This is a genomic window from Dyadobacter frigoris (genome assembly GCF_005280585.1).
GTDB lineage: Bacteria > Bacteroidota > Bacteroidia > Cytophagales > Spirosomataceae > Dyadobacter > Dyadobacter frigoris.
In genome coordinates this window covers 151,898-166,580 of sequence record NZ_SZVO01000015.1, presented here as the reverse complement: position 1 = coordinate 166,580, position 14,683 = coordinate 151,898, and the positions used below count along the sequence as shown (strand labels likewise).

14 protein-coding genes are annotated in these 14,683 nt (G+C 39.1%); 7 read left to right on the top strand and 7 right to left on the bottom strand.

The features are described from left to right. The first annotated feature begins 61 nt into the window (after positions 1-61). The 5 genes from FDK13_RS27005 (at position 62) to FDK13_RS26985 (ending at position 5,821) form a co-directional block, all read left to right on the top strand. A complete protein-coding gene (locus tag FDK13_RS27005; RefSeq protein WP_137343134.1) occupies positions 62-1,309 on the top strand; it encodes an ABC transporter permease in 1,248 nt (415 codons plus the stop codon). A gap of 210 nt (positions 1,310-1,519) precedes the next feature. Continuing rightward, positions 1,520-2,593 carry an ABC transporter permease gene (locus tag FDK13_RS27000; RefSeq protein WP_374756114.1) on the top strand — a complete coding sequence of 358 codons (1,074 nt, stop codon included), beginning with the start codon at positions 1,520-1,522 and terminating at the stop codon, positions 2,591-2,593. A 93-nt stretch (positions 2,594-2,686) separates the two neighbouring features. After that, on the top strand, positions 2,687-2,971 hold the full coding sequence (locus tag FDK13_RS26995) for a GxxExxY protein (protein ID WP_374756113.1): 285 nt from the start codon (positions 2,687-2,689) through the stop codon (positions 2,969-2,971). A 167-nt stretch (positions 2,972-3,138) separates the two neighbouring features. After that, entirely contained in the window at positions 3,139-4,509 is a 1,371-nt protein-coding gene (locus tag FDK13_RS26990) for a sigma-54-dependent transcriptional regulator (RefSeq protein ID WP_137343132.1), read from the top strand. Between the two features lie 13 nt (positions 4,510-4,522). Then, a complete protein-coding gene (locus tag FDK13_RS26985; RefSeq protein ID WP_137343131.1) occupies positions 4,523-5,821 on the top strand; it encodes a sensor histidine kinase in 1,299 nt (432 codons plus the stop codon). Between the two features lie 8 nt (positions 5,822-5,829). Here the strand turns inward: FDK13_RS26985 and FDK13_RS26980 are convergent, their stop codons facing one another. From FDK13_RS26980 to FDK13_RS26955, 6 genes are all read right to left on the bottom strand, one after another. Then, positions 5,830-6,837, bottom strand: coding sequence for a phosphotriesterase family protein (locus tag FDK13_RS26980; protein ID WP_137343130.1), 1,008 nt, complete (start codon positions 6,835-6,837; stop codon positions 5,830-5,832). Positions 6,838-6,912: 75 nt separating this feature from the next. Next, positions 6,913-7,497 carry a 1-acyl-sn-glycerol-3-phosphate acyltransferase gene (locus tag FDK13_RS26975; protein WP_137343129.1) on the bottom strand — a complete coding sequence of 195 codons (585 nt, stop codon included), beginning with the start codon at positions 7,495-7,497 and terminating at the stop codon, positions 6,913-6,915. Positions 7,498-7,544: 47 nt separating this feature from the next. After that, positions 7,545-8,741 (bottom strand): site-2 protease family protein, encoded by a 1,197-nt coding sequence (locus FDK13_RS26970; protein WP_137343128.1) that lies wholly within the window; start codon positions 8,739-8,741, stop codon positions 7,545-7,547. Continuing rightward, positions 8,731-9,366 (bottom strand): HAD family hydrolase, encoded by a 636-nt coding sequence (locus FDK13_RS26965; protein WP_137343127.1) that lies wholly within the window; start codon positions 9,364-9,366, stop codon positions 8,731-8,733. Before FDK13_RS26965 ends, FDK13_RS26970 begins: the two co-directional genes overlap by 11 nt. A gap of 16 nt (positions 9,367-9,382) precedes the next feature. Next, positions 9,383-10,336: an acetyl-CoA carboxylase carboxyltransferase subunit alpha gene (locus tag FDK13_RS26960; protein WP_137343126.1), complete on the bottom strand. Its 954-nt coding sequence runs from the start codon at positions 10,334-10,336 to the stop codon at positions 9,383-9,385. Positions 10,337-10,363: 27 nt separating this feature from the next. Beyond that, on the bottom strand, positions 10,364-11,788 hold the full coding sequence (locus tag FDK13_RS26955; RefSeq protein WP_137343125.1) for an MBL fold metallo-hydrolase RNA specificity domain-containing protein: 1,425 nt from the start codon (positions 11,786-11,788) through the stop codon (positions 10,364-10,366). A 285-nt stretch (positions 11,789-12,073) separates the two neighbouring features. Between FDK13_RS26955 and dacB the strand changes: the two genes are divergently transcribed. Continuing rightward, positions 12,074-13,546, top strand: a complete 1,473-nt coding sequence (dacB, locus tag FDK13_RS26950; RefSeq protein WP_137343124.1) for a D-alanyl-D-alanine carboxypeptidase/D-alanyl-D-alanine endopeptidase — start codon at positions 12,074-12,076, stop codon at positions 13,544-13,546. 11 nt (positions 13,547-13,557) lie between these two features. Then, entirely contained in the window at positions 13,558-13,968 is a 411-nt protein-coding gene (locus FDK13_RS26945) for a GNAT family N-acetyltransferase (protein WP_137343123.1), read from the top strand. Positions 13,969-14,009: 41 nt separating this feature from the next. Here FDK13_RS26945 and hslV read toward each other — a convergent pair whose 3' ends face one another. Continuing rightward, entirely contained in the window at positions 14,010-14,552 is a 543-nt protein-coding gene (hslV, locus tag FDK13_RS26940) for an ATP-dependent protease subunit HslV (RefSeq protein ID WP_137343122.1), read from the bottom strand. Between the last annotated feature and the right edge of the window lie 131 nt (positions 14,553-14,683).

Below are 14,683 nucleotides of genomic sequence, written 5' to 3'. Positions count from 1 at the left end.
TCATTCACTCATTCTTTCATCTAATCATTTAGTTTTTTATCCGAAAATTATCCCCTGAAAGATGCTTTCTAATTATATAAAAATTGCCTGGAAAGTTTTGCTGCGGCATCCTTTCTATACATTTATCACCCTGTTTGGTATAAGCCTCACACTCACGGTGCTTATGCTGATAACTTCCTTTCTGGATCATTTGATTGGAGCACATTATCCTGAAACGAAAAGAGACAGGGCGCTTTACGTTGAAAGGATTGTAATGTCAGATTCCAGTCAGCAGTCGATGATGTCCAACTCGATGAGTTTTAAATTTCTGACAGAATATGCCAAAACACTTAAAACGGCTGAGCGGGTGACGATTTTTTCATATTTCAATGGATCAAACGCATATGTAGGTTCTCAGAAGATCAAGCTTAACATCACTTTTTCTGACGCTGATTTCTGGCGTGTTTCGGATTTTAAGTTTATTGAGGGGAAGCCTTTCAATGAACAAAATATAGCAAATGGCGACTATGTAGCCGTGATCACGGACGATTTTAAAAAACATTATTTTGCCAATTCCGATGCGCCTGTTGTTGGCAAAAATGTTGAAATTGAGAATATTAATTACAAAGTGATTGGTGTTGTAAAAGGCAGTCCAATAACGCGACCGTTTACCCACGCGGATATTTATTTCCCCTATACTGCACCAAAAAGTAATTACCAAAATAGCGGTATGGTAGGTAACTTCATAGCAATGATTTTGGCAAAAGATGCCTCAGACCTGAAAGCAGTCCAAAGTGAATTTCAAAGTAATATCAAGAAAATTCCACTGCCAGGTAAGCAGGGTGGGTTTAAATATAGTGTGCTCGAAGTAAGAAGTGATCCATATCTGGAAAATTTTATAACTACGATTTTGAACGGAGGGCCGGGGCTTAAAAATATACTTTATGGAGTGATCGGATTTATTGTACTGATGCTGATGGGACTTCCGGCTATTAATCTGGTGAACTTAAATGTGGGACGAATTTTAGAAAGAGCTTCTGAAATTGGCGTCAGAAAAGCCTTTGGGGCGCCGGTGAAAACGTTGATGTGGCAATTTATTGTTGAAAATATTTTTATCACATTCATCGGTGGCATTATCGCACTGATCCTGACTTTTACGCTTATTCAGATCATCAATACCAGCGGATGGATTGCCTACGCCGATCTTACGATCAACTTGAAAGTCTTTTCAATCAGCATTATTGTTTGTCTGATTTTTGGGTTACTCTCAGGGGTTTTACCGGCACTAAGAATGTCAAAACTAAGCATTATCGAAGCGCTCAAAGCATAATTTTGACCGGGTCGCCGGTGCGATGATAGTGTGAGTGATTGATAGAACATTTTCGATATGCAATCACATTCACTCATTCTGTCATTCTATTATTCACTCATTAATTTTCTCCCCATGATACGTCATCTCTTCAAATTAATCTGGAATAAAAAGAAAACCCATTCACTGTTGATTATTGAAATCTGGGCCTCTTTCCTGGTTCTGTTCGGACTGGCAACGCTAATAACTTATAATGTCAGAAATTACATCGAGCCACTCGGATTTGAGTATGAAAATGTCTGGGCAATCAATCTGGGCAATAATCAGGATACAGTGGCAATTTCAGAAAAAGTCCAAACCATATTTCAGCGCGTGAAAGGTTTTCAGGAAGTAGAATCAATTTCCAGGATGAGCGGTGTTTACCCGTTTTCGCAGAGCAATAACGGCCGGACTGTAAAATATAAAAATTCAGATGTTCAAATGAGCTTTGTTGCTGCAGATGAAAATCTTTCAAAAACGATCAATATTCCATTGATAGCAGGGAAATGGTATCGGAATGCTGATAGTGTAGGTAAATATATTCCGGTTGTAATCAATCGAAAAGCAGAAACTGCACTTTTTGAAAATCAATCGGCGATTGGAAAAGTACTTAAAGATTATGACGGAAAAGCAGTGTGGGTTGTGGCGGGTGTTATAGATTATTACAAAGATAAAGCTGAATTTATGCTGAACAAACCTGTAATGTTTGAGTTATTGAAGGCCGATCAGATTTATGACAAATCATTGGTAATTCGGGTCAAGCCGGGTACGGATGCTGTATTTGAAGCCAAACTTGTAAAAGCAATTGCAGGTATTGCAAAAGGATGGAGTACAGAAATCGTATATCTGACAGACGCTCGTCAGAAACAGCATAACATGACGCTTATTCCGGTTCTTATTTTTCTGATCATATGCAGTTTTCTATTAATCAATGTCGCTTTGGGTTTATTTGGAATTCTGAATTTAAGCATCGCCAGACGGCGTGGAGAAATAGGATTACGGCGTGCGATGGGTGCAACGGAAGGAAGTATAACAGCGCAATTTTTAGGTGAAGTCTGGGTTCTGGCAACTTTCAGTTTGGTATTAGGATTGTTATTTGCGATTCAATTTCCTTTAATGAACGTTTTTGATATTGCTGGTGGGGTTTATATCACAGCAATTCTGATTGCAGTCGTAATCATTTTCCTGATCGTAACACTTTGCGCGTGGTATCCGAGTCGGCAGGCGTCGCGGATTCATCCGGCTATTGCTTTGCATGAGGATTAAGGTTTTAAGGATTTCACGCAAAGCAAAAAAGATTAAACGCAAAGTAAGAAAAGTTTTTTTACTTCATTTGTGTGAAATTAACATACACTACTTATGAATGAAAACGAATTGTCCCTTGCGATTATAGGAATTGCTTTGGAGTTGCATAAAAATGTGGGTCCGGGATTATTAGAATCTACGTATGAAAATGCGCTTGCATATGATTTAAGGGAAGCTGGTTTTAAAGTTAGACAACAAGTAGCAATGCCTTTTCATTACAAAGAAGTACGATTAGATGTTGGGTATCGGTTAGATTTAATTATTGAAAATAAAATAGTTTTAGAAATCAAATCAATTGAGACACTGGCGCCTGTGCATTATTCTCAACTTCTTACATAGTTAAAATTATCGAACTTAAAATTAGGCTTGCTAATTAATTTTAACACCAAACTATTAAAAGAAGGAATTCACAGAATCGCCAATAATCTTTAATACTTAAAACTTTGCGCCCTTTGCGTTTTTAACTTTTTTGCTTTGCGTGAAAAAACCGAAACTTACCCTTTTATATGATCCTCATAGTAGACGACGACCTAGCCATTAGAACCTCACTCGCCCTTCTTCTAAAAAAAGAAGGATTCAGTGTAAAAGGTGCCAGCTCGCCTGAGGATACTTTTGAAGTGCTGAAAAATGAAATCCCCGAATTAATTCTATTAGATCTGAATTTTTCTATTGAAACATCGGGTGACGAGGGCATGCAACTGCTGCAAAGAATTCATAAATACAACCCCAAGATTCCGGTTATACTTATTACAGGCTGGGGAACAATAGACCTTGCCGTGAAGGGAATGAAAGAAGGAGCACGGGATTTTATCACCAAACCCTGGCAAAATGAATATCTGCTGCAATCCATTAATACGATTTTAAATCTGGCGAATCAGGCTCCGCAATCTGCCAACCGCCGGAAGCTGGAACAAAAATTTCATTTTGAAAATATTGTTGGAGAAGATCCCAAACTTCTCCAAATTCTGGAAACAGTGGGTCGGGTATCGTCAACAGACGCGCCCGTCCTGATTACAGGGGAAAGCGGAACCGGAAAAGAACTGATTGCCGAAGCAATTCATACGAACAGTAAGCGAAAAACGAAACCTTTTGTAAAAGTCAATCTGGGAGGAATTTCATCGACTTTATTCGAAAGTGAATTATTTGGTCATGTCCGGGGGGCCTTTACAGATGCCAAAACAGATCGTGCGGGCCGCTTTGAAATGGCTCACAAAGGAACAATCTTTCTGGATGAGATCGGCGAACTGGATCTTTCCAGCCAGGTGAAATTGTTAAGAGTTTTGCAGGAAAGGACTTTTGAACCTTTGGGAAGCAGTAAAAGTCGGACCGTGGATGTCAGGATTATCTGTGCTACCAATCGTAATCTTGAAGAAATGGTGGCACAAGGTACTTTCAGAGAAGATCTTTTTTATAGAATTAATTTGATTACCGTCAAGCTGCCTGCACTGAGAGAACGGCCTGGTGATATTCCCATTCTGGCAGAATTTTTTATGAATAATTTGAAAGTTATTTATGAACGACCGACTTTACAGCTAAGTCCGACTGCTTTGAAATGGTTGAAAACACTGACATTGCAGGGGAATATCCGGCAGTTGAAAAACATTGTGGAACGTACAGTATTATTAGCCGGAGATGACGTACTTGAAGCAGAGGATTTTAAGCGGAATATGAATTCGGATTTCCTTCCAGCCTTTAAAAGTTCTTTGCCTGAAGTTGGCACGATAACACTGGAAGAAATGGAATATCAAATGATTATCCGCGCTATGGAATTCCATCAGCAGAAAATATCGAAAGTCGCCAGGGCATTGGGAATTACCAGATTTGCCCTATATCGCCGACTTGAAAAGTATGGAATTTCGTATGAATCTGAAAACTAATTTGTACGCATTCATGAAAATTTCGCTTCGGGTCCGTTACATTCTTTTTATCGGCATACTTCACATCGTGTTAATCCTGATGATATTCTTTTTGCTCAGAGAGAAGAAAATATACTTCATCGCTTCCGAGGTTTTAATTCTTGTTTCCATTGTCATATCCATACAAATTTATAGAGATTTTTTACGGCCCATAGAATTTGTTCGCTCAGGAATCGAAGCAATTAAGGATAAAGATTTCAGCATAAAATTTGTTCAAACGGGGAAAAGTGAAATTGATATTTTAATTGAAGTTTATAACCTCATGATCGATCAGCTCAGAGAAGAAAGAATCAAATTAAATGAACAGCATTTTTTTCTGGAAAAGTTAATAGAGGCTTCTCCGATTGCTATTTTGATTATGGATTTTGATGAAAAAATGGTTTCTGTTAATGGAAAGGGAAAACGGTTATTTCAAAAAAGTCAGACCTTTTGGATGGGGAAAAAACTTGAAGAGCTGGATTTTACCTTATTTCCGCAACTTGCTGATTTACAGGATGGAGAGTCCAGGACGGTCAAAATTAATAGTGTTGAAACTTATAAAGTACAACGTTCCCATTTTATGGATCAGGGTTTCCGAAGATCCTTTTTAATGATTGAAGAACTGACGACAGATATTCTTGAATCGGAGAAAAAGGCTTACGGGAAAGTAATAAGAATGATGGCGCATGAGGTTAATAATACGCTCGGCGCAACGGATTCAATCCTTCAGACTACAAGAAATTATTTGGCAGAAGATTCGTTTCTGGATTTAAGGGAAGCACTTGGCGTTGCCTCTGACAGAAATAAAAGGCTGGCAATTTTTATGCGGAATTTTGCGGATGTAGTCCGGTTACCAATTCCTTTCAAAGAAAAAACGGATGTTGTGGGGTTACTTAGAAGTGTTGGAACTTTTATGCGTCCAATGGCTGAACGGAAAGGGATAAGTCTTGAAGTGGATTTTTCTGAAATCGGTGAAATCTGGATTGATCTTGATGCAGGGCAAATGGAGCAGGTTTTTGTTAATGTTGTTAAAAATGCGATAGAAGCCTGTGAAACAGGAAATTTGATTCAATTGAAAGCAACCAGGGGAAATATTTTAATAAGAAATAACGGTAAACAGATTGCCGAGGAGACAGCCGTACAGCTTTTTAACCCATTTTTCAGCACAAAAAAAGATGGGCAAGGAATTGGATTAACGCTTACAAAAGAAATTCTTGTAAGCCACGGATTTTCGTTTTCATTAACTTCTGGCTCCGATGGCTGGACTTTGTTTGAAATTTCGAAACCCGAATAAAGCGTAGATTAAATTCTACGTTTTCTTATTGCCAAAACAGAGGCTGGATTCTTTACCAATAACTGATCCAAATCTGTGTCAGTAAATCCCTTTGTTTTTAAAAGAGGAAAAAATCTATCCGGAATAGTTGTAAAACCTGTGAAATTTCCGCCATTTTCTTCGCCCGGTTTATACCATCCTGCATCATGAGAAATCAGGACTTTTTTAAGTAGATTATTGTTTTTCATGAAGTTAACCAAGATGGCGTTCTTCTCTAAATTATCTTCGTTAATTCCATCCAGACTTATCCATGCACCTGCTTTTGCAGCTTTAAGGAAATCATCATTATTATTACTGCTTGCATGAACCCAAACGAAAGCTTCCGGGTTAACCCCTTCTTTTTTCAATATTTCAATTTCTTCAAAAGCCGGTAAGGACGGTCCGGTATGCGAATAAATCGTCAATCCGGTTTCAAGATGTGTTAATGCTGCTGCTCTAACCAGTTTTTGATGAAGCAGTGACAATGTTACCGGATTAACACCAATTTTTATGAAGCCAGGTTTTATTCCCGTTCCATCAATTCCGTCTTTAAATTCCGTTATCCAACGCGATGCTAATTGTTCGGCCGTTTCTTTAAAGGCGAAATTCGGGAGATATTTATTATCGGAGGCTCCATAATAACCTGTGTTGGTTAAAATATTGAGACCGCTTAATGTTGATAATTTTTGCAATAAAACGGCGTCACGTCCAAGAAATGCAGGTGTGCAGTCAGCCAGACTTTTAATCCCTCTCTTTTTAATTTCAAGAAGATAAGGTAAAACTTTATCAACAACTTTTTGATGATCCCAACGGCTTGAACTGATTTTATCGGCACCAATAAAATCGACAAGAATATGTTCATGAATTAAAGTTTTGCCCAAGTCCGAGGTGTTAATTTCGCCTCTGACAGAATTAATAACTCCTTCTGAAAAGGAAATATTTCGGGTCAGAAATGGAGTTGATAAACAGAATTGAAGAAATTTACGGCGTGAAGGCATGTCGTAGGAATTGGATTCTTACGTAAGTTAACCTTTTATTATTCGTTGATTAATAATTTAGAAGAAATCAAAAGCCTAATTTTTATTGAAAATGGGAATAATACCTGTACGTTCGTATTCATTCAACCAGGTTTTGTGTTTTCCTTCAATAGTCAGGTAAAAGTTATAAACCAATTTCAGATCTTTTTGCAGATCTCCTGATAAATTGATAGGTTCGCTGATAACAAGGGCTTTTCGCGGATAGTCAAAGCCAATTAAAACGAGTGGTACATTGGCCAGAATGGCCATATGGTAAAAGCCTGTTTTTAGTCTTTCAACATCTTTTCGGGTTCCTTCGGGTGTAATCGCAATATGGAGTGTTTCGTTTTGTTCAAACATCGCTGCCACAGCTTCAACAAGATTTCCGGATTTGTTTCTGTAAACCGGATAACAACCCAGTGCTCTGAACAACCAGCCGGAATACCATTTGAAAAGCTGACTTTTAGCAAGAAAACCAACGTTGATTTTCATCTCCCCACGTGCGCCCAGACAAAGCATAAAATCCCAATTTGAATTATGAGGTGCACCAACCCAAACTGCCTTTTTTATTTCATAAGGAGGCCTTCCGATAATTTTCCAACCGGCAATACGAAAAATGAATGCTGCAAAGGCATTTAGCATTTTGGAATAAATCTTGTGAAAACACTGATTTTAAAGACAGATAGAAATCAGAGTACTATAAACGGTTTCGGGCTAAATGAAATAATGAAGATGATTAACGCAATCACGCCCAGTATCATCCGTGCAGTACCGATCGGATTATTTTCTTCTGTCTCAGGATGACGAATTCCCAAAAACCTTCCCAGGATAAAGATAAAGGGAAGAAATCCGGAATAACCTTCCCATTCCGGACGAAGAAATGATAAACCAAACTGACCTACAACGATCATCAAACTGACCATCACAGCATTTGATGCGTTTTCACTGATACGTCTTAGACAGATATAGAGGAAATAAATGTAAATAACTAGTGAAAGCAAATGTTCATAGAAAACAGAGTCGCTGCTAATGGCAAATTCTTCGGCTCTGAACATTCCCAGTCCGGCATAAAAAACAAAAACAACATAAAGTGTAGGAGCTACTATGTCAAACTTCTTTTTTCCAATCATTCCATACAAAATGTGCCCGCCGTCAAGCTGACCGATTGGAATAAGATTCAATGAAGTGAAAAATAATGCTAGGTAACCTGCAAAAAGAAACGGATAGTGAATGATCTCGTAAGCATGAGGCAAACGGGCGGGATCTGCCACGAAATTCTTGAAAGACCAGAAAAGAATATTATCCCCCAAAACAATATTTCCGGCGGAGTTTTCATAAACAAATTGCGGATAACTTAACCCGTAACGTGCGTATTCAGGATGGATCGTGAAAATATATTCTGCTGGTGGTAAATGGGTAAATCCGTACCATAAAACACCCAACGCAGCTACGAAACCTGCTAACGGGCCGGCAATTCCAATGTCGAAAAACTTTAACCGTGACTTTACAACAGAAGTAATCCTGATGAACGCGCCCATGGTGCCAATACTTTGTGAAATCCCAAACCACAAAGGAATGTAGTAAGGCAGGGTAACTTTCACCTGATGTCTTTTGGCTGTAAAATAATGGCCAAATTCATGGATAGTAAGAATTGCTAAAAATGGGATTGAAAATTGAAATCCCATAAAAAACTCGGACCAACCCATAGGTTTTCCCGTTTCCGGAACCTGATTTCCTGACATTTTCTCCGCCAGAAAATGAATAAAAGTGCTGACAAAAGAAAAAATATTACCAAACATCCACTCCGCACCAGCCATGGTGGTAGTAATAACGGTAGCAATAAAAAGTAAAGCCTGAATCAGGTGTGTGCGGGTATTAGGCGACATAATCTTTAAGATAGTCCAGTATTGTGACAGGCTTTTGTACGAGAATTGTGTCGATGCCCAATTTTGAAGCTGCTGTGATATTGTCAGGATTATCATCCAGGAAAAGTGTTTCTTCCGCTACTAAGTCTGACTCCTCCAGAACCTGCAAATAAATTGCGGGATCTGGTTTCATCTTGCCCATTTCGTAGGAGAGATACACTTTTTCGAATAGATCATCCAGTTTTTCAATGCCAGAGGCAGCGTGTAAAATTTTATTAACTTCTTTGATGTGAATTGAACTGGTATTGCTTAATAGAAAAAGACGGTAATTTTTGCCTAATTCCTTAATCAGTTCAATTCGTGAAGGAGGAATGTCAAGCAAAAGACTGTTCCAGGCCGTATCAATAATTTCTTCTGACCAATCAGGAAATTCCAGTACTTCTCTGATCAAATTTCTAAAAGCGTCCTCGTCCACCAATCCGGTTTCAAACAAACGAAAAAGTTCTTTCTCTTTAAAAAGAGTCAGGATTTCATGCTGTTCTCTACCACTTAATTTTCCGAAATTACTTGAAGCAAGAGGGACGTCGATGTTGAGAATGACATCACCCAAGTCAAAAATGATATTTTTTATACGGCTGTTTTTCATGAACACTAATGCTTGGTTATTCAACAACAACGCCCATTGCACAGAATTTATCAATACGCTGATCAATTCTTTTCTGCGGAGACATGGAAGCGAGTTCTTTGATATTGCTAAGGATTACTTTTTTCAATTCGGCAGCCATCCACGCATGATCCAGATGTGCACCTCCAAGTGGCTCAGCAACGATACCGTCGATCAGCTTGTTGTTTTTCATATCCTTGGCCGTGATCTTCATCGCTTCCGCTGCCTGTTCTTTGAAATCCCAGCTGCGCCACAAAATGGTCGAGCAGTTTTCAGGAGAAATAACAGAGTACCACGTGTTTTCAAGCATTAAAACGCGGTCGCCAACAGCAATTCCAATCGCTCCTCCCGAAGCACCTTCACCAATAATGATACAGATTACGGGTACTTTTAAAAGAAACATTTCCTTGATATTGCGGGCAATCGCCTCACCTTGTCCACGCTCTTCAGCTTCCATACCTGGAAATGCTCCCGGAGTATCGACCAAAGTAACGATAGGAACATTGAATTTTTCAGCCAGTTTCATCAGACGCAAAGCTTTGCGGTAACCTTCAGGATTCGGCATTCCAAAGTTACGGTGCTGACGCTGCTTCGTATTTCTTCCTTTTTGCTGACCAATGATCATGCAGGTTTGTCCGCCCACATTAGCCAATCCACCGATCATCGCAGGATCATCTCTTACCTGACGATCTCCGTGAAGTTCAATGAATTCATCACAAATCAACTGGATGTAATCAAGCGTATAAGGACGATCCGGATGGCGAGAAAGCTGAACGCGCTGCCAGCTTGTAAGCTTTCCGAAAATTTCCTTACGAAGTTCGGTAATATTATTTTCCAGGAGGGAAATAGCGGAAGAAACATCAACGTTGTTCTGTTGTGCTAATGCCTTCATCTCTTCGAGCTTACGTTCTAGCTCGGCCATTGGTTTTTCAAAATCAAGGTATGTTCTCATGTTATATTTCTTCTTTGTGGCTGAGGCTTAAAGTTCATAAGAGTGTCCCCGCAACGGTATTTCGACCGTTTTATAGCCAAATTCATTAATTTTACCCTGGAAATCAGTCATGCTTTGATGTTCGCCATGAACCAGAAAAACAGTCTTTAATTTTTCCGGATCCTGCATTTTCACAAACCGGATCAAGTCATTCTGATCTCCGTGGCCGCTAAATACGTCAATTTTTTCAATATTAGCCAAGACCGGCAGCTTGTTTCCACGAATGGAAATGCTATCCTGACCATTTAAAAGCCTCCAGCCCAGCGTTCCTTCACTTGCATAACCGATCATCAGGATAGTCGCATAAGGATTGCCGATATTCGCTTCCACATGTTGTTCTACGCGTCCACCCTGCACCATTCCGGACGAAGAAATGATAATGCAAGGTTCGTTATAGTTGGAAACGGCACGGCTGGCATCTGAACTTTCCAGATAAATCAGATTGTCAAAATCAAACAAAATATCATTATCAGCATGGAAAGTTCTGGCTTCTTTGTTAAGCAATTTAACGTAACGCTGATAAACCTTGGTGCTGCTGTGCGCCAACGGGCTATCCGAAAATACTTTCAGATTCGGGAAAGCGTGATCCGCATAGATTTTGTTCAATGTAAAAAGTAATGCCTGCGTACGGCCAACGCTGAAAGAAGGAATGATCAATCTTCCCGGAATATCGATACAAGTCCGTTTAATTACATCTGCCAACGCTTCGGCAGGAGAAGTCGTATCTTCATGCAGACGGTTCCCGTAAGTAGATTCACAAACGAGATAATCAACCTGCGGAATTTCCTGCGGGTCAATTAAAAGAGGATAATTGCTCCGTCCGATATCGCCCGAAAAACAGATTTTTTTCTTCTCTCCGTTTTCTGTGACTTCTACGACGATGTGAGCGGCACCTAACAAATGGCCTGCCGCATAAAATGTAATGGCTACGTTATCAGAAATTCGGTACCGTTGTCCAAATGAAACCGGAACGAAATTATCCAGTGCTTCTATGACGTTTTTTTCAACGAAATAGTCCCGTGGAACGTCTTTCTTTTTACGTCCTCTTTTTTTGTTGGAAGAACTATTATGAGAATTAAGTCTTTTCTGATGCAGGTGTGCTGCATCTTTTAAAAGGAGTGAAGTAAGTGCCAAAGTTGGCTCTGTACAAACAACTCTGCCTTCAAATCCTTCTTTAAATAAGTTAGGGATGTTGCCCGAATGATCAATATGTGCATGTGTTAGCAGCACTGTATTGATCATGCTTGCATCAAAAGGGAAAACACTTTTTTGTTCGTCATAGCGTGTTCTTCTGTCTTTTTCATCTAAATCAAAATCTGAGCCACAGTCAATCAAAATCCGGTAATCGTCTGTTTCAAGCAGAAACATACTTCCGGTAACTTGTTGGGCGGCTCCCCAAAATGTCAATTTCATGTTTTATGTGATACCGTGAATATCTATATTGCGATTTTTCTCTTTGTGAGAAAAATCAATATTATTTCAAATCGTAATGTCTAATCAAAGGATTAAATTAATGTAAAAAAACGTGCGGCAATATAATGCATGTATAATAACGGCAATTGTTGCGGAATATCATCCAACTAACTTAAACTTTTAAATACAAAAGTATCAAAAAAGAGACTCGGAATTGGTGAAGTCTGTATAGTTTAGCATAAGAATATTGCTTTTTTTAAATTGACGCTGACCGAATAAATATTTATGAAATTAATATATACCTTTTTCTGCGTCCTTATTTTGTTTGGTGGGAAGGCTCAATCAATTGATAGTTTGGCATTAACAGGTTTTAGTGATGCAGTGTTAGAGCTTCAAAATAGTGAGTTAATAAGAAATGGAACGTTGTCGGTAAGTGTGAAATCGGTTAATGATAAAAAAACAATTTTTGCCATAAATTCTGAAAAATCACTTCCTTCTGCGTCAATTTTGAAACTGGTTAGTACAGCAACGATTCTATCCGTGCTTGGCGGTGATTTTCGGTACCAGACTTTTCTTGAATATGATGGTTTTATTATGAAGGATACACTGGTAGGTAATATTTACATAAGAGGAACCGGTGATCCGTCACTTGGCAGCGAAAGGTTTAAAGAATATCCATCCGGTTCTCAATTAATAACGCGATGGACCTCAGCCATTCAAAAAACAGGGATAAAATATATAAAAGGAGATGTGCTGGCGGATGCCACTTATTTTGACAAAAACACATTGGCTGATAGCTGGATTTGGGGTGATTTAGGCAATTACTATGGTGCTGGTGTTTCCGGTTTAAATTTTAATGATAATCAATACCGTATCAAATTTAAATCTGGCATAAATGAAGACGATCCGGCGTCCTTTCTGGGAATTGAACCTGCTATTCCATATCTGACTTTTAAAAATCTTGTTACCACCGGCGAAAGAGGTTCGGGGGATAAAACTGTTGTCTATGGAAATCCGCTTAGCAATCAAGTGATTCTTACCGGAACTGTCCCAAGAGGCGTTCCGACATTCTCTGTTAAAGGGTCTATTCCTGACCCTGCAACTTACGCGGCTTATGCTTTGAAGCAAAGTCTTGCAACTACCATTCTGGTTATTCCTGAAACGATGACGTTCAGGTTGATCAAGTCTGCCATCATGCCAGGTCCAAGGAAAATCCTTGACGAGTATAAGTCTCCTCCTTTAAGAGAAATTTGTCAGCAGGCCAATTTCTGGAGTGTCAATTTATATGCCGATTCATTTTTGAAAAAGGCTGGAAAAACGTTGGAGGGGAAAACTGATTATGACGATGCCGCAAAAGCAGTAACCAACTACTGGTGGAATAGAAAAGCGGATATGCGTGGATTTTTTATTAAAGATGGAAGCGGACTTTCACCTTCAGGTTCGGTTACAACAAACAACCTGACTGACATTTTGAGTTTGGCAACGAAAGAAGCTTCCTATCCTGATTTTTATAAAAGTATAGCGATTTTAGGAGTTAATGGAACCGTAAGAAATTTAGGTAAAGGAACAAAAGCAGCTGGAAACATTCGGGCCAAGAGTGGGTCTATTGAAGGGACAAGAGCTTATGCGGGTTATGTTACAACAAAGTCTGGTGCCGTATTGAGTTTTGCGATGATTGCCAATAAATATCAGCAGGAAAACAGCCGCACTGTTTCCGAAGAGTTAGTAAGATTAATGACGCTTCTGGCGGGATTTTGAAAAATAATAAAATGAGTATAGAAATTAAAAAAGTGTCAGTGGAAGATATTCTGCCAATCCGGCATAAAGTACTTTGGCCTGACAAACCGATTGAATTTGTAAATGTGGAAGGAGATGAAGAAGGAATTCACTTCGGGCTTTATGAGGATTCAAAGCTAGTAACGATCATCTCATTATTTGAAGAAGGAAAAAGTATGCGGTTCAGGAAATTCGCAACCTTACCTGAATATCAAAACCGCGGATTTGGTAAGATGATGATTTTGAAAGTAATTGATTATGCCAAAGAAAATGACTTTCAAAGATTGTGGTGTGATGCTCGCACTGATGCGCTGAATTTCTATGAAAGAGCGGGTTTTCAAAAATTTTCAGAACCTTTTTTCAAAGAAAATATCGAATACAATAAAATCGAAAAGATTCTTTAAAATTCGAAAGCGGCTGATAAGCCAACCGCTTTCAAATGAATTTATTGAACAACTTTCTCGATAACAAGATTGTGGTTTGTATAGATACAAAGATCAGCCGCAACGGTTAATCCTTCACGAACCATTTCCTCAGCTGTCAGATGTGTTGCATGTTTTTTCAAAGCCTGCGCTGCTGACAAAGCAAAGTTTCCACCAGAGCCAATTGCGGCGATGCCATTTTCAGGTTCCAATACATCGCCGGTTCCTGAGATTACCAGAATTTCATCTTTATTGGCCGTGATCATCATCGCTTCCAGTTTTCGTAGGTAACGATCGGTACGCCAGTCTTTTGCAAGTTCGATCGCAGCACGTTTCATGTTGCCTCCGTATGCGTTAAGTTTTTCTTCGAAGCGCTCTAAAAGCGTAAAAGCATCAGCTGTTGAGCCTGCAAAACCAACGAGGATTTTGCCGCCCATTAATGTGCGTATCTTCTTAACATTGCTTTTTGCTACTGTATTTCCCATCGTCGCCTGTCCGTCTGCACCCAATGATACGGTGCCATTGTGAAGTACGCCAAGGACGGTGGTTGCATGTATTTTTTCCATAGTGTAATTGTGAATTCTAAATGATATCTGCCAAATGCGCAGAAATTTAATCTGTCATTAAAACAAAAGTGCCAGGCTATAAAACCTGACACTTTTGACATTATTGTATTTTTTAAATTGAAATCATTTTG